16 protein-coding genes are annotated in these 20,088 nt (G+C 58.9%); 5 read left to right on the top strand and 11 right to left on the bottom strand.

What is annotated here, in order from left to right; translation table 11 throughout:
* Positions 1-377: 377 nt before the first annotated feature.
* Positions 378-2,786, top strand: coding sequence for a maltodextrin phosphorylase (gene malP, locus ABFX35_RS22625; protein WP_279024703.1), 2,409 nt, complete (start codon positions 378-380; stop codon positions 2,784-2,786).
* 9 nt (positions 2,787-2,795) lie between these two features.
* Complete coding sequence (gene malQ, locus ABFX35_RS22620) at positions 2,796-4,889, top strand: 4-alpha-glucanotransferase (RefSeq protein ID WP_346083008.1); 2,094 nt, start codon at positions 2,796-2,798, stop codon at positions 4,887-4,889.
* Positions 4,890-4,974: 85 nt separating this feature from the next.
* Here the strand turns inward: malQ and nfuA are convergent, their stop codons facing one another.
* Positions 4,975-5,550, bottom strand: coding sequence for a Fe-S biogenesis protein NfuA (gene nfuA / locus ABFX35_RS22615; RefSeq protein WP_095846729.1), 576 nt, complete (start codon positions 5,548-5,550; stop codon positions 4,975-4,977).
* A gap of 58 nt (positions 5,551-5,608) precedes the next feature.
* Positions 5,609-6,289: a DNA utilization protein GntX gene (gene gntX, locus ABFX35_RS22610; RefSeq protein WP_346083006.1), complete on the bottom strand. Its 681-nt coding sequence runs from the start codon at positions 6,287-6,289 to the stop codon at positions 5,609-5,611.
* Between the two features lie 38 nt (positions 6,290-6,327).
* Here gntX and bioH point away from each other — a divergent pair, with 38 nt between their 5' ends.
* Positions 6,328-7,098 carry a pimeloyl-ACP methyl ester esterase BioH gene (gene bioH, locus ABFX35_RS22605; protein ID WP_346083005.1) on the top strand — a complete coding sequence of 257 codons (771 nt, stop codon included), beginning with the start codon at positions 6,328-6,330 and terminating at the stop codon, positions 7,096-7,098.
* A 72-nt stretch (positions 7,099-7,170) separates the two neighbouring features.
* On the opposite strand, the gene ABFX35_RS22600 is transcribed toward bioH, so the two are convergent.
* A complete protein-coding gene (locus ABFX35_RS22600; RefSeq protein ID WP_346083004.1) occupies positions 7,171-9,501 on the bottom strand; it encodes a Tex family protein in 2,331 nt (776 codons plus the stop codon).
* 179 nt (positions 9,502-9,680) lie between these two features.
* Positions 9,681-10,154, bottom strand: a complete 474-nt coding sequence (gene greB, locus ABFX35_RS22595) for a transcription elongation factor GreB (RefSeq protein ID WP_346083002.1) — start codon at positions 10,152-10,154, stop codon at positions 9,681-9,683.
* Positions 10,155-10,664: 510 nt separating this feature from the next.
* Between greB and ompR the strand changes: the two genes are divergently transcribed.
* Positions 10,665-11,384: an osmolarity response regulator transcription factor OmpR gene (ompR, locus tag ABFX35_RS22590; protein ID WP_004709363.1), complete on the top strand. Its 720-nt coding sequence runs from the start codon at positions 10,665-10,667 to the stop codon at positions 11,382-11,384.
* Complete coding sequence (gene envZ / locus ABFX35_RS22585) at positions 11,381-12,751, top strand: two-component system sensor histidine kinase EnvZ (RefSeq protein WP_346082992.1); 1,371 nt, start codon at positions 11,381-11,383, stop codon at positions 12,749-12,751. Before ompR ends, envZ begins: the two co-directional genes overlap by 4 nt.
* A 27-nt stretch (positions 12,752-12,778) precedes the next feature.
* Here envZ and ABFX35_RS22580 read toward each other — a convergent pair whose 3' ends face one another.
* From ABFX35_RS22580 to ABFX35_RS22550, 7 genes are all read right to left on the bottom strand, one after another.
* The gene (locus ABFX35_RS22580) at positions 12,779-13,258 is read right to left on the bottom strand and encodes a type II toxin-antitoxin system VapC family toxin (RefSeq protein ID WP_346082991.1); all 480 of its coding nucleotides are present in this window, start codon (positions 13,256-13,258) and stop codon (positions 12,779-12,781) included.
* Positions 13,255-13,482, bottom strand: coding sequence for a FitA-like ribbon-helix-helix domain-containing protein (locus ABFX35_RS22575; RefSeq protein ID WP_346082990.1), 228 nt, complete (start codon positions 13,480-13,482; stop codon positions 13,255-13,257). The genes ABFX35_RS22580 and ABFX35_RS22575 overlap by 4 nt, the downstream gene beginning before the upstream one ends.
* Before the next feature lie 124 nt (positions 13,483-13,606).
* The gene (gene pckA / locus ABFX35_RS22570; protein WP_346082988.1) at positions 13,607-15,226 is read right to left on the bottom strand and encodes a phosphoenolpyruvate carboxykinase (ATP); all 1,620 of its coding nucleotides are present in this window, start codon (positions 15,224-15,226) and stop codon (positions 13,607-13,609) included.
* A 313-nt stretch (positions 15,227-15,539) separates the two neighbouring features.
* Complete coding sequence (gene hslO / locus ABFX35_RS22565) at positions 15,540-16,421, bottom strand: Hsp33 family molecular chaperone HslO (protein WP_279024723.1); 882 nt, start codon at positions 16,419-16,421, stop codon at positions 15,540-15,542.
* A gap of 25 nt (positions 16,422-16,446) precedes the next feature.
* The gene (gene hslR, locus ABFX35_RS22560; RefSeq protein WP_346082987.1) at positions 16,447-16,854 is read right to left on the bottom strand and encodes a ribosome-associated heat shock protein Hsp15; all 408 of its coding nucleotides are present in this window, start codon (positions 16,852-16,854) and stop codon (positions 16,447-16,449) included.
* Complete coding sequence (gene yrfG, locus ABFX35_RS22555; protein ID WP_279024727.1) at positions 16,851-17,531, bottom strand: GMP/IMP nucleotidase; 681 nt, start codon at positions 17,529-17,531, stop codon at positions 16,851-16,853. Before yrfG ends, hslR begins: the two co-directional genes overlap by 4 nt.
* Before the next feature lie 89 nt (positions 17,532-17,620).
* On the bottom strand, positions 17,621-19,747 hold the full coding sequence (locus ABFX35_RS22550; RefSeq protein ID WP_346082985.1) for an intracellular growth attenuator family protein: 2,127 nt from the start codon (positions 19,745-19,747) through the stop codon (positions 17,621-17,623).
* Positions 19,748-20,088 lie beyond the last annotated feature (341 nt).

Genomic DNA, 20,088 nt, shown 5'->3' with positions numbered 1-20,088 from the left:
CCGACAACGTTACACGTATTGCAACAAGCTTCCTGCATCGCTTGGAGTTAAGTTGCTGCCGATCACACTTTTTTACGTTTATGTCCGCCGGCGAGCGGTGCCGTTTTCCCTACTTTTTTCAGGGTAAACCGGGCGCTGTGTGCAAAAATCCAGCAATGCGCACAACTATGCTAACGTTAATAGAGCATATTGTCCGTTTGCCGCCGCCCACGGCGGCTTTTTGCTGCACTCAGGGGGCAAAAAGTGCCTGCGATCACATTTTTAGCTACGCCCCAATTCTCCTCCCCAGCTAATCCCCAGGCGGGATGATGCTCTCATGCGCGCTCCCCGGCACGATAACCCTAAATTGGCCCACTTACAGGATAGAGAGTTTCCCTATGTCACAGCCTACGCTTAAAAAGGATGCCTTTGTTGCGGCATTAACCCGTCAATGGCAACGCTTTGGCCTGGATGCCGCAGAGCAGATGACCCAGCACCAATGGTGGCAGGCGGTCAGTGCCGCGCTGGCGGAACAACTGGCGGCCCAGCCGGCGCCGCGCACGCGCAGCAGCAAAACGTTGCGCCACGTGAACTATATCTCTATGGAGTTCCTGATTGGCCGCCTGACGGCAAACAACCTGATTAACCTGGGCTGGTACGATACCGTGGAGGGCGTGCTGGCGGAGCAAGGGATCGCGCTGGCGGATTTGCTGGAGCAGGAAACCGATCCGGCGTTGGGCAACGGGGGATTAGGGCGCCTGGCGGCCTGTTTTCTTGATTCGATGGCAACGGTGGAACAGCCTGCCACCGGCTATGGGCTGAATTATCAGTATGGTTTGTTCCGCCAGTCGTTCAGCGGCGGCCAACAGCAGGAAGCGCCGGACGATTGGCAGCGTGAAAGCTACCCGTGGTTCCGTCACAATGCCGCGCTCAGCGTGGAGGTGGGCGTTGGCGGCAAGCTTGAAAAGCAAAAGGATGGCCGCGAGCTGTGGCGCCCGGCGTTTACCCTGCGCGGCGAAGCCTGGGACTTGCCGGTATTGGGTTACCGCAACGGCGTGGCCCAGCCGCTTCGGCTATGGCAGGCCACCCATGCGCACCCGTTCAATCTGGGTGATTTCAACGACGGCAAGTTCCTGCAGGCAGAGAAACAGGGCGTTGAAGCCGCCAAACTGACCAAAGTGCTCTACCCCAATGACAATCACCAGGCCGGCAAACGCCTGCGTCTGATGCAGCAATATTTCCAGTGCGCCTGCTCCGTAGCGGACATTCTGCGCAAACACCATCAGGCAGGGCGCAAGCTGGAAGATCTGCCCAACTATGAGGTGATTCAGCTTAACGACACCCACCCCACCATTGCCATCCCGGAACTGTTGCGCATCTTGCTTGATGAGCACCAATTAAGCTGGGATGCCGCCTGGGCGATCACCAGTAAAACCTTCGCCTATACCAACCACACGCTGATGCCGGAAGCGTTGGAATGCTGGGACGAAAAACTGGTGCGCAGCCTGCTACCGCGCCATTTTTCCATCATCAAACAGATTAACGCCAACTTCAAAACGTTGGTCGATAAGCACTGGCCGAACGATAAAGCCGTATGGGCCAAGCTGGCGGTCCATCACGACAAACAGGTACGCATGGCCAACCTGTGCGTGGTAAGCGGTTTCGCCGTCAACGGCGTAGCGCAACTGCATTCGGATCTGGTGGTGAAGGATCTGTTCCCGGAATACCACCAACTGTGGCCGGAAAAGTTCCACAACGTGACCAATGGCATCACGCCGCGCCGCTGGCTGAAACAGTGCAACCCTGCGCTGTCGGGCCTGATCGATGAAACGCTGAAGGTCGAGTGGGCGAATAATCTGGATGCACTACAAGGGCTGGAGAAATACGCCGACGATGCCGGCTTCCGCCAGCGCTATCAGCAGATTAAGTACGATAACAAAGTAGCGCTGGCCAGCTATGTGCACAGCGTTATGGGCCTGACGCTGAACCCGGATGCCATTTTCGATGTGCAGATTAAACGCTTGCACGAATACAAGCGCCAACACCTCAACCTGCTGCATATCCTGTCGCTGTACCGCCAACTGCGCGATAACCCGCAGTTGGATATCGTGCCACGGGTGTTTTTGTTCGGTGCCAAGGCCGCGCCGGGCTATTACCTGGCGAAAAACATCATCTATGCCATTAATCAGGTTGCTGAGGTGATCAATAACGATCCGCTGGTGCAGGATCGGATCAAAGTGGTGTTCATTCCCGATTACCGCGTGTCGGTGGCGGAGCTGATGATCCCGGCGGCAGATATTTCTGAGCAAATCTCTACCGCCGGTAAAGAAGCCTCCGGCACCGGTAACATGAAGCTGGCGCTGAACGGGGCGTTGACCGTCGGTACGCTGGACGGCGCCAACGTTGAAATTGCCGAGCAGGTTGGCCAGGAGAACATTTTCATCTTCGGCAACACGGTGGAACAAGTGAAGGCGTTGCAGGCGAAGGGCTATGATCCGCTCACCTACCGCAAGAAGAATAAACACCTGAAAGCGATCCTGGACGAACTGGCCAGCGGCCTGTTCAGCCACGGCGACAAACACGCCTTTGACATGCTGCTGCACAGCCTGCTGGCCGGCGGCGATCCGTACCTGGTGTTGGCGGACTTTGCCGATTATTGCCAGGCTCAACAGCAAGTCGATCAGCTGTATCGCAACCGTGACGAATGGACGCGCCGTACCATCCTTAACACCGCACGCGTTGGCATGTTCAGTTCGGATCGCGCGATCCGCGATTATCAACAGCGTATCTGGCAGGCCAAACGTTAAGGAGAACGCATGGAGCGTAAAGGTATTGAGCAGGCGGCGGTGCGGGCAGGTATTGCTGCCGACTTCGTCAATGCCCATGGCAAGCTGCAGGCCATTGGGCATGAAACCAAGCGTAAACTGCTGGCGGCGATGAATCAGCAGCAGGCCGCGCCCGGTGCGGCGCAAACCGCGCCGTTGCCGACGGTGAAAGTATTTCACGCCGGCAGCCCGATCGCGCTGCCGCTGGCGGGCAGCGGCGAATACCGCTGGCAACTGGTGCTGGAAGATGGCGACCAACGGCAGGGGCGCGCCCGGGCGAGCAAGACCTTGACGCTGCCGGATAACCTGCCGTTGGGCTACCACCAACTGACATTGGCGCAGGGGGAACAGCAATGGGCGTGCCGGCTGATTATCGCGCCGCAACGCTGCTTTGAGCCGGATAGCCTGCAGGCGGGGAAAAAGCTGTGGGGGGCCTGTGTTCAGTTATACACCTTGCGCTCTGAGCACAACTGGGGCATCGGGGACTTTGGCGATCTGCAACGGATGGTGGTGGAAGTGGGCGCGCGCGGCGGGGCGTTTGTCGGTCTTAACCCGATTCACGCGCTGTATCCGGCTAACCCGGAAAGCGCCAGCCCCTATAGCCCGTCATCCCGGCGCTGGCTGAACGTGATTTATATTGATGTGAATGCGGTGGAGGATTTCCAGCGCAGCGCAGTGGCCCAAAAGTGGTGGAAGAAAACGGCCACCCAAACACAGTTGCACGCGGCACGCAGCAGTGACTGGGTGGATTACGGCGCGGTGACTCGCCTGAAGCTGGCGGCGCTGAAGCTGGCTTTTCCGCTGTTTTTAGCGCGCAACGCGGACGATCCATTAAAACAGGCTTTCGATACCTTTGTGGCCGCCGGCGGCGCTAGCCTGTATCAGCAGGCGGTGTTCGATGCTTTACACGCTCACCTGTGCGCGAAGGATGGCGCCATGTGGGGCTGGCCGGCATGGCCGGCGGCCTACCGCCAGGCGAACAGTGAAGCAGTCGCGCAGTTTTGCCAACAGCATCAGGAAGAAGTGGCGTTTTACCAGTGGCTGCAGTGGCTGGCCGCCAGCCAGTTCGATGCCTGCTTTCGTCTGAGCCAGCGGCAGCAGATGCCGATTGGGCTGTACCGCGATCTGGCGGTGGGCGTAGCCGAAGGCGGCGCGGAAACCTGGTGGGAGCGTGAATTGTATTGCCTGCAGGCTTCGGTCGGTGCGCCGCCCGACATTCTCGGCCCGTTGGGGCAGAACTGGGGCCTGCCGCCGATGGATCCGCACGTGATGAGGGCGCGCGCCTACCAGCCGTTTATCGATCTGCTGCGAGCCAATATGACCAGCTGCGGCGCATTGCGTATCGATCACGTGATGGCGTTGCTGCGCCTGTGGTGGATCCCGTATGGCGAAACGGCCGATCGCGGCGCCTATGTGCAATACCCGGTGGACGATCTGCTGGCGGTGCTGGCGTTGGAAAGCCAGCGGCACCGCTGCATGATCATCGGTGAAGACTTGGGCACTGTGCCGGTCGAAATTGTCAGCAAACTGCGCGACAGCGGGGTTTACTCTTACAAAGTGTTGTATTTCGAGCATGATGAAGAGAACCAGTTCCGGGCGCCGCAGGCTTACCCGGTGCAGGCGATGGCCACCATCACCACCCACGATCTGCCCACCTTGCGCGGCTATTGGCAAAGTGACGATTTGCATCTGGGGGAAAAGCTGGGGCTGTACCCGGATGCGCAGGTGCTGCGTGGGCTGTATGCCGAGCGCGACCGGGCCAAACAGGGCTTGCTTGATGGCCTGCATCGCTATGGCTGTGTGCCGCAGAAGGTGGGCAAACGCGCGGCAACGCTGGCCATGAGTCCGTTGCTGAACCGCGGCCTGCAGCGTTATATCGCCGATAGCGCCAGTGCGTTGCTCGGCCTGCAGCCGGAAGACTGGCTGGACATGGCGGAGCCGGTGAATATTCCCGGCACCAGCAATCAGTACCCAAACTGGCGGCGTAAACTGACGGATACGCTAGAGGCGATGTTTGCCGATCGGCAGGTGAACCGGTTACTGAAGGATTTGGATCGGCGGCGCCGGAAGGTGTCGGTGAGGTAGCGGGTGTTTAGCGCCGGAGCAGGGCAGGCCGCTCTGCTCCGGCAGTTTGCTCGCCCGCCCATGCACCAGACATGGGCGCTGGCGGTTAGAAGTAAGAGTGTTCGCCGCGCTGGTGCTCGGTAAGATCGCGCACGCCTTTTAGTTCAGGGAACGTCTGCAACAGCTCTTTCTCAATGCCTTCTTTCAGCGTCACGTCGACCATCGAACAGCCGTTGCAACCGCCGCCGAATTGCAGGATCGCCAGCCCATCATCGGTGATTTCCATCAGCGTCACGCGGCCGCCGTGGCCGGCCAGCTGTGGGTTGATCTGCGATTGCAGAACATATTCAACCCGTTCAATCAGTGGCGCATCCTCGCCGACCTTACGCATTTTGGCGTTAGGTGCTTTCAGCGTCAGCTGTGAACCCAGTTGATCGGTCACGAAGTCGATCTCGGCATCTTCCAGATACGGCGCGCTCAATTCATCGACGTAAGCAGACAGCTTATCGAATTTCAGTTCGACGTCCGTTGCTTCCACCGCGTCCGGCGGGCAATAAGAGACGCCGCATTCGGCCGTCGGCGTGCCCGGGTTAATCACGAAGACGCGGATTTGGGTGCCTTCTTCTTGATTTGCCAGCAGTTTGGCAAAATGTTCCTGTGCAGCATCTGTTATACGAATCATAGCATTAGCTCAGTAGTTGACTTCTTTAGTTGGTTATAATACGCCCATTGCCAGGGCACTACAACGTGCGGCAAATGCACCATATCTGCAATGACGCGACGCCTTGCTGCCGTAATAGTTTAGCGATTTCCGCCACGGTACTGCCAGTGGTGACTACGTCGTCCAGCAGCACCACGTGCCGCCCGGCCAGATCATCCTCACAGCGGAATGCGCCGAGCAGGTTGCGCCGCCGCTGGTGAGCCGCCAGTTGCTGCTGCGGCGTGGCCGCCTGCACCCGGCGCAGCGCCGCGGGGCGATATTCGCACCCCAGCCAGCGTGCCAGCGGGCGGGCGAGCAAATCCGTTTGGTTATAGCCCCGCCGCCAGGCGCGTTTTCTTTGTAAAGGTACCGCGACAACGATCTCGGGGTTGTTCAGATATTGCTCTCGCCGGGTTTGCAACCAGCGCAACAGTAACAGACGTGCCAGCGTGGGCGCCAATTCCGGCGCATGATGGTATTTGAACTTTTGGATTAATTGGCTGAGCGGCGGGCGATAATCCGCCACAAACACCATGCGCTGCCACGGCGGCGGCCGTTGCAGGCAACGCCCGCAGATATAGCGCGGATCCGCCGGCAGGCCGCAGCGGGGGCAACAGGGCAGCGTGGCAAGCAGCGGCGGCAGGCAATAGCTGCAAATGCCTTGTGCGGCCAGGCGTAATGGCTGCCGGCATAGCCAACAGCGGCCGCGGATTGATAGCATAGGCGCCTCCGTGACGGTTGATAACAAGGACAATAACGATGACGGCGCTGTATTGGCAAACGATAGGCGAAGGCGAACGCGATCTTGTGCTGCTGCACGGGTGGGGCTTGAATGCGGAAGTGTGGGGTTGCACGCTGGAGCGGTTGGCGCCGCATTTTCGCCTGCACCTGGTGGATTTACCCGGCTATGGCCGCAGCCAGGGTTTTGGCGCGCTATCCCTGGCGCAGATGGCGGAGGTGGTGCTGGCGGCGGCACCGCCGCAGGCCTGGTGGCTGGGCTGGTCGTTGGGCGGACTGGTCGTCAGCCAGATTGCCTTAACGCAACCGCAGCGCGTGCAGGGGCTGATTACCGTGGCGTCATCGCCGTGCTTCTCCGCCCATGATGACTGGCCGGGGATCCGCCCTGACGTATTAAGCGGCTTTCAGCACCAGCTGAGCCATGATTTCCAGCGCACCGTGGAGCGGTTTTTGGCGCTGCAGACCCTGGGAACGGCCAGCGCCCGCCAGGATGCCCGTTTGCTGAAATCGGTGGTATTGAGCCAGCCGGTGCCGGGCGTTGATGTGCTGAACGGCGGCCTGGAAATACTGCGTACCAGTGATTTACGCCGGCCGATGGCGGCGCTCACGCTGCCGTTGCTACGAATTTATGGTTATCTCGATGGTTTGGTGCCGCGCAAGGTCGCCGCTTTGCTGGATGCCCAGTGGCCGCAGTCGCGCTCGGTCATTATCCCCAAGGCCGCGCACGCGCCGTTTATCTCCCACCCGGAAGAGTTTGCTGAGGTGATAACCCGGTTTGTCGCCGAACGCTAGCATTGGCCGGGGCGATGGAGAGCGGAGAGTAATACGCAGAGCGGCTCATCACCGCTCTGCGTGGTTGCGCGGTTAGCGCTTTTTACCGAAGGCGGCGGCCAGGGCATCGCCCATCGCGCTATTGCCTGCCGGGGCGCCGGCAACGCTGCGGGGTTTGTGCTTATTGGCCGCCGGGCGGCTGCCGTTATCACGCGCCGGGGCATTGCCGCCGCGGCGCACGGTGCCTTCACCCGGCTGTTCATCCAGGCGCATGCTTAATGCAATACGCTTGCGCTGCAGATCCACATCCATCACTTTGACTTTGACGATGTCGCCGGCTTTCACCACGGTGTGCGGATCCTCAACAAACTTATCCGCCAGCGAAGAGATGTGTACCAGTCCGTCCTGATGCACGCCGATATCAACGAACGCGCCAAAGTTGGTGACGTTGGTGACGGTGCCTTCCAGGATCATCCCCGGCTGCAGATCGTTGAGGGTTTCCACGCCGTCGGCAAAGGTGGCGGTTTTGAATTCCGGGCGCGGATCGCGGCCAGGTTTTTCCAGCTCTTTCAGGATGTCGGTCACCGTTGGCACACCGAACTGCGCATCGGTGAAATCGCTGGCCTTCAGGCTGCGCACGGCGCTTGGGTTACCCATCAGATCCTGCAGGCTTTGCTGGGTAGCCGCCAGGATGCGTTCCACCACCGGGTAGGTTTCCGGGTGCACGGTGGAAGCGTCCAGCGGGTTGTCGCCGTGGTTGATGCGCAGGAAGCCGGCACATTGCTCGAAGGCTTTCGGCCCCAGACGGCTGACCTTCAGCAACTGGTCGCGGTTGCTGAAGCGGCCGTTGTCATCGCGCCAGGCGACGATGTTCTGCGCCATAATGCGCGTTAACCCGGCAACGCGCGCCAGCAGCGGCACGGATGCGGTGTTCAGATCCACACCGACGGCGTTTACGCAATCTTCCACCACCGAATCCAGCTTCTTCGCCAGTTGGCTTTGGCTGACATCGTGCTGGTATTGGCCGACGCCGATGGATTTAGGTTCGATCTTCACCAGCTCCGCCAGCGGATCCTGCAGGCGGCGGGCGATGGACACCGCACCGCGCAGGGAAACGTCGAGGTTCGGGAACTCCAGTGCCGCCAGCTCGGAGGCCGAGTACACCGATGCACCGGCTTCGCTGACGATCACTTTCTGCCCCTGCACTTCCGGGAACTGTTTTTGCACCGCGGCAAAGAAGCGTTCGGTCTCGCGTGAGGCGGTACCGTTGCCGATGGCGACCAGCTCAACCTTGTGCTTGATGCACAGCGCGGCAACCACGGCGGCGGCCTTGGCGGCCTGGCCGGTGTGGGGGTAAATGGTATCGGTGGCGACCAGCTTGCCGGTGGCGTCGACCACCGCCACTTTCACCCCGGTGCGCAGGCCCGGATCGAGCCCCATAGTGGCGCGCATGCCGGCGGGCGCCGCCATCAGCAGATCGTGCAGGTTGCGGGCGAAAACGTTAATGGCTTCGTCTTCCGCACGCTCGCGCACCGTGCCCATCAGCTCGGTTTCCAGGTGCAGCAACACTTTGATGCGCCAGGTCCAGTTGACCACCGCCCGGCGCCAGCCGTCCGCCGGGGCGTTGTTCAGGCGCAGGTTGAGGTGATTGATGATGATCTGTTCCGCATGGCTTTCGCGCGGCGCTTCTTCAAACTGCGGATCGGCGTTTAACGACAGCTGCAGGATGCCTTCGTTGCGGCCGCGGAACATCGCCAGCGCGCGGTGTGAAGGCACTTGTGAAATCGGTTCGTGATGATCGAAGTAGTCGCGGAATTTAGCGCCTTCCTCTTCTTTGCCCTCAACCACTTTGGCCACCAGGTGGGCGTTTTTCCACAAATAGTCGCGCACTTTCGCCAGCAGGGTGGCGTCTTCGGCGAAGCGTTCCATCAGGATATAGCGCGCGCCATCGAGGGCGGCTTTCACATCCGCCACGCCTTTTTCTTCGCTGACGTACTGCGCCGCCAGGGTTTCCGGCTGCTGCTGCGGATCTTGCCACAGCGTGTCCGCCAGCGGCTCCAGGCCGGCTTCAATGGCAATCTGCCCACGGGTGCGGCGCTTGGGTTTGTACGGCAGGTAGAGGTCTTCCAGCTCGGTTTTGCTGAGCGTCGCGTTAATCGCCCCTGCCAGCTGTTCGGTCAGCTTGCCTTGTTCCTCGATCGATTTGAGGATGGTCTGGCGGCGGTCTTCCAGCTCGCGCAGATAGCCCAGGCGGGTTTCCAACTGGCGCAGCTGTGTGTCGTCCAGGCCGCCGGTCACTTCCTTACGGTAGCGGGCGATAAACGGGACGGTATTTCCTTCATCCAGCAGGCGAATGGCCGAATCAACTTGTTCCGGGCGGGCCTGCAGTTCTGTCGCGATAATGCGGCTCAGTGGTTCATTCATAATTCTGATATCTGTTAGGCGCGGTGAATAAACAGGGGACAGTTATACGTATTGCCCCGGGAAAATGCCAGCCTTGCCGCTCGCCGGCGCGTAGCGCTGGCACCGGGAGCGACGGGGGAAGGCGGCAGGGTAGCGGGCACGGTGGCCGCTGCCGGCGGTGGTTCAGAAAAAACTGAAACTCAGGCCGTGTAGCTGATGGCATTAACATACCATTGCGCTTCGCCGGCTGGCGTATTGACGATCGCCACATCGCCAACCGCTTTTTTCAACAGCGCGCGCGCCATCGGCGCGTCGATGGAGATGTAGTCTTTGCGGCCGAAAATCTCGTCATAACCGACGATGCGAAAGCGTTTCACCTCGCCGTCATCGTTTTCGATCTCGACCCAGGCGCCGAAGAACACCTTCCCTTCCTGCTGCGGTGAGTAATCGACGATGCGTAACTGCTCCAGGCACTTGGTAAGATAGCGCACGCGGCGATCGATTTCGCGCAGCCGCTTCTTGTTATATTGATAGTCGGCGTTTTCGCTGCGATCGCCCAGGCTGGCGGCCCAGGTCACCTTCTTGGTGACTTCGGGGCGTTCTTCACGCCAGAGATAATCCAGTTCCTGTTTGAGTTTGTCATACCCCTCGCGGGTGATTAGCTGTGTTCTCATCGGTATCCACTTTCAGGGAAGGTCTACGGGAAAGTTATCCGGGGATGGCGTAAAGTGCCATATCATGCGGTGCGATTCTAGTGCCGAACCCGGTGAGGCACAGCCAAAGAGGCTGAAAATCAACCGATAGCGGCGGGATACTGCGCCGGTACGCAAAATTGCCAGCCTGCGGCATTTTTTATTACCGCCGCTGCGCTAAACTGCCGTAGGGTCTTTTGCCCATGCCGTGCCGCTGCATTTCGGCCGACAATCAGACGAAAATTGTTGATATTTGGGCAGAACAATAAGCTTTGTAACAATTTCGGCTAGAATGTATACCATTAAACGCTGTCCGTGATGGCAGGGTTTTTTAACAATGTGGGGCTGTGGCCTTTTGGCCATAATGCTGCGTTATTTGCCGTTTATTTGGGCCTGCCGGGCCGGCAATTCATGCCGTGCCAAATTGCCGGCGCAGTTTAGGCATGAACCCACAGCCTTGAATCGGGCAATACAGCCTTTGGGAGTCATACAATGCAAGAGAATCATAAGATTCTGGTCGTCGATGATGACATGCGCCTGCGTGCGCTTTTGGAACGCTATTTAACCGAACAGGGCTTCCAGGTTCGCAGCGTAGCTAATGCTGAGCAAATGGATCGCCTGCTCACGCGTGAGTCTTTCCACCTGATGGTGTTGGATCTGATGCTGCCTGGCGAAGACGGCCTGTCGATCTGCCGCCGTCTGCGCAGCCAGAGCAACCCGATGCCGATCATTATGGTCACGGCCAAGGGTGAAGAGGTGGATCGTATCGTCGGCCTGGAAATCGGTGCCGATGACTACATTCCAAAACCGTTCAACCCGCGTGAGCTGCTGGCGCGTATCCGCGCGGTGCTGCGCCGCCAGGCCAATGAACTGCCGGGCGCACCTTCGCAGGAAGAAGCGGTGATCGCCTTCGGCAAGTTCAAACTGAACCTGGGGACGCGCGAGATGTTCCGCGAAGATGAACCTATGCCGCTGACCAGCGGTGAGTTCGCCGTGCTGAAAGCGCTGGTCAGCCACCCGCGCGAGCCGCTTTCGCGTGATAAGTTGATGAACCTGGCGCGCGGCCGTGAATACAGCGCGATGGAGCGTTCGATTGACGTGCAGATTTCCCGCCTGCGCCGTATGGTTGAAGAAGATCCCGCACATCCACGTTACATCCAGACCGTCTGGGGCCTGGGCTACGTATTCGTACCGGACGGCAGTAAGGCATGAGGCGATTGCGCTTTTCACCGCGTAGCTCATTTGCCCGTACCCTGCTGTTGATCGTCACCTTGCTGTTCGTCAGCCTGGTGACGACCTATCTGGTAGTGCTGAACTTCGCCATTCTGCCCAGCCTGCAACAGTTCAATAAGGTCTTGGCTTACGAAGTGCGTATGCTGATGACCGACCAACTGCAGCTGGAGGATGGCACTCTGCTCGAGGTACCGCCGGCATTCCGCCGCGAAATCTACCGTGAGCTGGGGATTTCCCTCTATACCAACGCCGCCGCTGAAGAAAGCGGTCTGCGCTGGGCGCAGCACTATGAGTTCCTGAGCCAGCAGATGGCGCAGCAGTTGGGCGGGCCGACGGAAGTGCGGGTGGAGGTGAACAAGAACTCGCCGGTGGTGTGGCTGAAAACCTGGCTCTCGCCGGATATCTGGGTGCGCGTGCCGCTCACCGAAATTCATCAGGGCGACTTCTCGCCGCTGTTCCGCTATACCCTGGCGATCATGCTGTTGGCTATCGGCGGCGCCTGGCTGTTTATCCGCATTCAGAACCGGCCGCTGGTGGAACTGGAGCACGCGGCGCTGCAGGTGGGGAAAGGCATTATCCCGCCGCCGCTGCGCGAGTACGGCGCGTCTGAGGTGCGCTCCGTCACGCGCGCCTTTAACCAGATGGCGTCGGGCGTGAAGCAATTGGCTGACGATCGCACGCTGCTGATGGCCGGGGTCAGCCACGACTTGCGCACGCCGCTGACGCGTATTCGCCTGGCCACGGAAATGATGAGCGCCGAAGACGGCTACCTGGCGGAATCGATCAACAAGGATATTGAAGAGTGTAATGACATTATCGAGCAGTTCATCGACTATCTGCGCACCGGGCAGGAGATGCAGATGGAACTGGGCGATCTGAATGCCATTCTGGGCGAAGTGGTGGCGGCCGAAAGCGGCTACGAACGGGTGATTGAAACCGATCTGGCGCCGGGCGAACTGCTAATGCATTTGCACCCGCTCTCAATTAAGCGCGCGGCGGTCAATATGGTGGTGAATGCGGCGCGTTACGGCAATGGCTGGATCAAGGTCAGCAGCGGGCGTGAATTGCAACGCGGCTGGTTCCAGGTGGAAGACGACGGCCCAGGCATCAAGCCTGAAGAGCTCAAGCACCTGTTCCAGCCGTTCGTGCGCGGCGACAGCGCACGCAGCACCAGCGGCACCGGCCTGGGGCTGGCGATTGTGCAGCGGATTATCGACGGCCATGACGGCGTGCTGGATATCGGCACCAGCGAGCGCGGCGGCCTGCGTATCCGCGCCTATCTGCCGCTGCCGTTGGAAGGGAAAGAACCGGCCAACGCGCATCCGGCGGTGAAGGAAAACGGCTGAGCGGCGAGCGCCGCCGCCGTTCAGCGGTCAGGATTTGCGGCTCATCACGTAGTATTCCGCCGCGTCTTGATGCAGGCGGTGGCCGGTCGGCACCCGCCAGGGATCGATCAGGTTGATGCCGCAGTGCAGGAACGGTTGGGTGTTGCGCGTGGCCAGCGTGGCGCCGTGCTGTTGGCAGATGGCGGCGATCTGGGCATCAGGATAGCTCATCGGCCGTTCGCTTTGCCGGTTTGCGGCGTTTAGCTGCGCTTGGCGCAGGGCGCAGTCGGCGTCAAACGGCAGGATGCGCTCGCCAAACTCTTCCTGCAACATCCCCAGCAGGCTGGCGCTAACGGCGGCCTGCTTCTCCCCGGCCGGCATCGCGGCCACTTCAGTGAACAGCTCGGCGACCACCGGAGCGCACAGGTAAAATGCGTAGGTGTCTTGCTCATTGAGCCATTTCACGACGTTGTAATGCGGCGTGGGGCGCAGTAGCTCTTGCAGCACCGGGGTGTCCAGAATAATCATTTCTTGGCCTTACCGGCGGCGTCCGGCGCCAGTTCCACGCCCCCCAGCGGGGCAACATGTTGCTGAATCCGGCTTGCCAGGCCATAGCGCGGCGGCCTTTGCACCAGGGCCTGTTTCAATATCACCCGGGCTTCCTCTTCCATCGAGTGGCCGTTTCTGGCGGCGGCGATGCGCAGCAACTCTTTGATGTCGTCGTCAAGATTCCTGATGGTGATAGTCGCCATGAAAACCCCCTATGCTTTCAATGCTGGCACGGCATTATCATCCGGCGATGCGTTGCGGCACAATTGTTGAAAAGAAAAAAGGCGCAGAAACTGCGCCTGGAGGGATCGACGGTGATGGCCGGGCTTAGAGCTTCGGCCCTGCGCTGAGCAGCGCTTCGCCCGCGGGTGTATCGGTGTACTTGTCAAAGTTGGTGGTGAAGCGCTGTGCCAGGTCTTTGGCCTTTTCTTCCCATTGCGCGGCGCTGGCGTAAGTGGCGCGCGGATCCAGAATCTCCGTGTTCACGCCCGGTAGCGCGGTCGGGATGGTCAGGTTGAAGATCGGCAGCGTTTGGGTGCCGGCCTCATCGATTTCGCCGCTGAGAATGGCATCGATAATGGCGCGGGTATTCTTGATGGAGATCCGTTTGCCGGTTCCGTTCCAGCCGGTATTCACCAGGTAAGCCTGGGCGCCGGCGGCCTGCATACGCTTCACCAGCACTTCGGCATAGCGTGTGGGGTGCAACGACAGGAAGGCGGCGCCAAAACAGGCGGAGAAGGTTGGCGTGGGTTCGGTAACGCCTTGCTCCGTGCCTGCCAGCTTGGCGGTAAACCCAGAGAGGAAGTGGTACTGGGTCTGATCTGGCGTCAGGCGTGAAACCGGCGGCAGCACGCCGAAGGCATCGGCCGTCAGGAAAATCACTTTGGTGGCATGGCCCGCCTTGGATACCGGCTTGACGATGTTGTGGATATGGTAAATCGGGTAGGACACGCGGGTGTTTTCGGTTTTTGAACCGTCGTTGAAATCGACGGAGCCATCGGCCAGCACGGTGACGTTTTCCAGCAGCGCATCGCGTTTAATGGCATGGAAAATATCCGGCTCGGCTTCTTCCGACAGGTTGATGGTTTTCGCGTAGCAGCCGCCTTCAAAGTTGAACACGCCGTCGTCGTCCCAGCCGTGTTCGTCATCGCCAATCAGCTTGCGCTTGGGATCGGTCGACAGCGTGGTTTTGCCGGTGCCGGACAGGCCGAAGAACACCGCCACGTCGCCCTTTTCGCCAACGTTGGCCGAGCAGTGCATAGAGGCGATGCCTTTCAGCGGCAACAGGTAGTTCATGATCGAGAACATGCCTTTTTTCATTTCGCCGCCGTACCAGGTGCCGCCGATCAACTGCATGCGCTCGGTCAGGTTAAAGGCGATAAAGTTCTCGGAGTTCAACCCCTGCTGCTGCCAGTTCGGGTTGGTGCATTTGGCGCCGTTCATCACCACGAAATCCGGCTCAAAATCCTGCAGTTCTTCTTCGGCAGGGCGGATAAACATGTTTTTCACGAAGTGCGCCTGCCAGGCCACTTCTGTAATGAAACGCACTTTCAGGCGCGAATCAGGGTTGGCGCCGCAGAATGCATCAACCACGAACAGGCGTTTGCCGGAAAGCTGTTCGCCCACCAGTTGTTTCAGAGCCGTCCAGGTTTCTTGGCTAAGCGGTTTGTTGTCGTTTTTACCTTTGCCCTGATCGGCCCACCAGACGGTATCGCGGGTGGTATCGTCACGCACGATGTATTTGTCTTTAGGCGTTCGGCCAGTGAAACGCCCGGTATCAACGGCGATTGCGCCCAGCTTGGTTTCTATGCCACGTTCCAGCCCTTCCAGCGAAGGATCGGTTTCTTCCGTAAACAGCAATTCATAACCCGGGTTGTAGATAATCTCGCCGGCGTTATGGATCCCGTAAACAGCAAGATCCTGGTGGGTTATACCTTTAGCACGCATATTACTACTCCTTGGTTACATAATTTCTGCCAGCAATTGTAGGGATTCAGCGACATATCGCCGCGATAGGTATCAAACAATTAACGTTAGATACCATTTTTAATTACGTTCTGAGAAGTAGTACACGGAAAAAAGTAAACATGTAAATCAGATCACGCTGCAGATTGCCTGTTTTTGGCGGTTAACCTGCCAAGCAATGTTGCGAGCGAACGGCGCTTGTCAAGTATAGACACCAGGAACGGCCGTATCGTGTTGTTCCATCTGGGGGCGTGAAAATCCGGCGGGCGAGGCGCCCGCCGGTGAAGGGCGTTGATCAGTGCAAATGGCTATCGGCGCTGCTGCCGTTGTTATGCAGTGCAGCGACATCAACGGCATCGAACACATAGTGGTTGCCGCAGTAATCGCAATGCATATCAATGTTTCCGTCCTGCTCGAGCATCGTGGCCACCTCTTCGGGTGGCAGCGTCAGCAACGCATCTTCGCAGCGTTGGCGCGAACAGGAACAGTGGAAGGTGACCGCCTGTGGTTCATACAGGGTAACCTCTTCCTGGTGGTACAGGCGATACAGCACTTCGTTGGCCGGCAGGCCGAACAACTCTTCGTTTTTGATGGTGGTGGTCAACTGTGCCAGATGATCAAAATCATCGGCGTTGTTGCCATCCTGCGCCGGTAACACCTGCAACAGCATGCCCGCCGCCGCTGGGGTGCCTGCTGCTTCGCCGGTGCGGATAAACAAGCGGGTCGGCAATTGTTCCGACTGGCGGAAATAGCTTTCCAGACATTCAGCCAGGGTTTCGCCTTCCAGGCCGACGATGCCCTGATAGCGCTCGCCTTCGGATGGGGTAATGGTAATCACCATCACACCGTTGCCAACCATTTGATGCAGCGTGCTGTCCGGCGCGATCTCTGCCTGCATGCGCGCGACGCCGCGCATCTGCTGCTGGTTATTGCCGTTGATCACCGCCAGCTTCAGCGGGCCGTCACCCTGCAACTGTACGGTGATGTCACCGTCGAACTTCAGAGTGGCAGTCAGCAGGCTGGTGGCAACCAGCATCTCGCCCAGCAGCTTTTGCACCGGGGCCGGGTAGTCATGGCCGGCCAGAATATGTTGATAGGTTTCGCTGATAGTCACCAGCTCGCCACGCACCGCATAGTTTTCAAACAGGTAGCGGTGCAATTGGTCATGGTTAGACATAGTTTTCTCTCAGTAGGGCAAGCCGTTAATCCGACTCGCCGAATTTAAACTTAATCAGATCGCGGCGCTCTTTTTTATCCGGCCGCCGGTCAGGGTGCGGCATGGTCAGCGCATTCATTTTGCGCGCGAGCGCCATTTTTTCACGGTTCGCGATGCTGGCTGCCGTTTCCTGGTACATCTGCTGTGCTTCGCTGGCGCCGCGCCGCTGGCCACTGACGGCCAGCACGATCACCGTGCGTTCTTCATTGCCCTGGCGCAGTTTGATCTCGGCATTGGGCTCAACGGTTTTGCTCGGCTTGCCGCGCTGCCCGTTGTAATGCACTTTGCCGCCATCGATCATGTCGCGTGCCAGCGCGCGGGTTTTATAAAAACGGGCTGCCCACAGCCATTTGTCCAACCGGACTGCGTCATCCGCGGTAGTTTTTGTTTTCATCGGCCCTCCGTTTCCAGCGCCGGTATCAGCGTGCGGTAATCACGCATTGCCGGGTAGCGCTGAAAGGTTTTCTCCCCGGTACTGGAGTCTGGGTTTTGCACGCCCAGGCAGTAGCGGATGCCAAAAGCCCGTGCGGCGTCGAGAATAGGCTCCCCATCGTCAACAAACAGCGTGCGCTGAGGGTCAAAACCGGTGTGTTGCTGCACTGCCCGCCACAGACGCTGATCTTCTTTCGGATAACCAAATGTGTGGGTAGAAAGCAATAAATCAAGGTGCTGATCCAACCCGGTATGCGTAATTTTCACCTGTAGGCTATGCGGGTGGGCATTGGTCAGCAGGATAGTACGCCGACCGCTGCGGCGCAGCGCCTGTAGGAACGGGCGGGTGTCATCGCGCAACCGCGCACGGCTGCCGGCTTCACTGGTCATGCGGTAGATATCCAACCCCAGCCGCTCGCTCCAGTAATCGAAACAGTACCAGTTCATGGTGTGCTGCACCGCCAGATACTCGTCATGGATGATTTTGCAGGCCTTCTCGAACGGGATCGCCCGTTGTTGGCTCAGCGCCTGCGGTACCTGCTGCAGCCAGAAGTGGCTGTCGAAGGCCAGATCGAGCAGGGTGCCGTCCATATCCAGCAGGACTGTGTCAATGGTGCTCCAGTCAAATTCAGGGGGCATGGCAACTCCGCAGGGCCAATAGGCGAGGTAGATTCTTAGGGATGAGATATAGCCTAGCATAAGCGCCCGCCGCAGGGGAGGCGGGCCGCTTACCGGGCTGGCGTTGTGGGCACCAGCGGCTGGTTGAAACAGTTATCGTAATAACGCTGGATATCGGCGATGCGGTGGCGGTTCATACGCCGGCGTTGCAGCAAGCGCCAGGCATTGTAAGCGGCGATCACCACGACCGACAGCAGCAGGCTGGTGCCGAGATAGCGCCACAGCGTAATCATGTCTGGCTCGCTGTGCAGTGCAATATGGCGCGTGCCATTGGCATCGACGCTGATATTGGTGATCACCCCCTGCGCCTGGAAAGGGGTATGCAGCAACATGCTCGCCAGGCGCTGCAATTCGTTCCACTGGTCGAGCGCGTTATATTCGTTCAACGGCACGGGCGGCGTGGGGTGGTTCACCAACTGCTTGCCTTCGTCGCTGGTGATCAGGAAGCCACCCGGCGGCGGGCTGTTGAGCGCGGCGGCGGCCTGGCGGGTTTCATGATAAATAAACGAGGCTGCCGCCGCCTTGGCCAGGCTTTCCAGCGATTCCGCACTGACCGGGCGCAGCAGCACGTTAACCCCTTGCAGGTTACCGGAGTTGGCGCGTTTTACCAGGCTGTCCCAGTTTTTGACATTGCCCAAATTGATCAGCGCGTTTTTAAGCCGGATGCAGTCGTTCTCTCCGCTGCACAGATCCTGCGTTTTCAACACGATATCGGAAAAATCATCCAGCAGGAACATGCCGGATTTTTCAATGGCGCTGGCCAACTGCGGGTTGAGCTTCTGTTCTGCCCCTGAAGGGTGCAACTGGGTATTGACCGTTGCCAACAGTGCGGCGGCTTTGTCGATCACCTCAGATTCCGGCTGCGGCAGTGGATCGGCGTTATTCCAGTAAATGCCCGAACAGTCGAAGGGCATAAAGTTGGCGTTGCCTTCTCTGCCCGCCTGCGGCGGCACATAGCACATGCCACTGCCCTGAATCTTCAGCGTATCGCCGATGTGCAGCGGCGTGGCTTCCAGCATCTGTACGGTGGAAGCCTCCACCTTTTGCGCGCCTTGCAGCCAGGCCATGCTGAGCTTCAGTGGCAGGCTGAGCGGGATATAAGTCAGCAGCAGCAGTAGGATCAGCGCCGAGCTGGCCGTCAGCACCGCGTTGCGCCCCCATTGCTGCAGAGGGAAGTTTTTCACCTCGTCGTGCAGGGAAAGATAACGCCCCTGGCGCACAACCTGGCGGTTAAGGTAAATATCCACGTCGGTGGTATGGCCCAGATCGCGGTTCACATACTGTTGCCAGTGCGGCGGATAGATCAGATCGATAATGCCGAGCGAGATATTGCTGAGCTGCCCCTGATTCGGTTCGCCAAACAGCCCCCAGCGTTTTGGCGTGCCGCGCAGGCTGTGGATCTCTTTCAGCTCATTTTCCGTTGGCCGCCGGAACAGGTTCCAGCCTCCCCAGATGATCATCAACACCGCGACGAAAATCATCCACGGGATCACCAGCACTGGGCTTATCAGGCTGAAAAACAGCAGCAGCAAAGCGGCAGAGATAATACCCGCTTCCTTGATGCCGTTCGGGCGGTTGAGCTGGTGCTCTTCCGGTGTTTCCTTGCGGATGTTCACCAGCTCGACGTGTTCGCTTTCTTCTTTACGGATCGACGCGTTACGGGCAGGCTTGGCGGCCAACACCGGCGCCGGCGGGCGATCGTGAATATGGTCAAGCAGCGAGTGGCCGTTGAGCGAGATCACCAGCGGCAGCGTCTGGGTTTTAATCACTTCGACATGGTTGTCTGCGCTGATGTAGGGTTCCCAGAACGGCGGCAGGTGCACCTCTTCCGTATCAAGGTAATAACGCCACTTATTGGGCTCGTCGCTGGCCAGTCCATAGCGGGTGATGGCATGCGTAACGGGATAGACGTTTTCACTCTGCGGCGTTAGCGCCAGCTTGGCGGCGGGCAGCCCTAGGGCGCCGGGCAACAGATTATTGCCGCCCAAGCGGTTCTGCAGATTAAGGTAATGCTCAACGGCGGCCCGCTCGTCGGCGGTCATTTTGCGGTGAGTGGGTTTGATAAACGGCAAGGCGTGCGCAAGAAGCGGCTGGCTGCGGGCCTTGTACCAGTAGTACAGCCCGGTGGCAATTAGGCAGACAAGCACTACGGCCAATATCAACACTATTGTGCTCATGCTATCCCCATCTTGCGCCGTGAACCCCACTAACCTTATATGAAAGGTCACATATTATACGGACTAAACTGCCAGCAGGCATCCAGAAGAATAACAGAAGGAGGAAAACATTAACCGAGTCTCAGTTTTAGTCGGAAACATCCTCTGTTCTTAGGCGCCGTACTCAGTGATGATAATAATCGGCCATCTTGGCTGATATCGGTATAATCCTATTCTCACCGATGATATTTGCTGATTGTGGCCGGAAAAGCCGCAGGCACTGGCTCCGCCTGTTAAAAAAAAGTAAATTACTGGCTGTGCTCGTTGCAGTTAAGGTTCTCATTAACGCACAATGTGATCAA

Origin of the sequence: Gibbsiella dentisursi (assembly GCF_039539505.1) — a bacterium.
Taxonomy (GTDB): domain Bacteria; phylum Pseudomonadota; class Gammaproteobacteria; order Enterobacterales; family Enterobacteriaceae; genus Gibbsiella; species Gibbsiella quercinecans.
The sequence above is the reverse complement of the archived record's forward strand: the minus strand, read 5'-3'. Positions and strand labels throughout refer to the sequence as shown.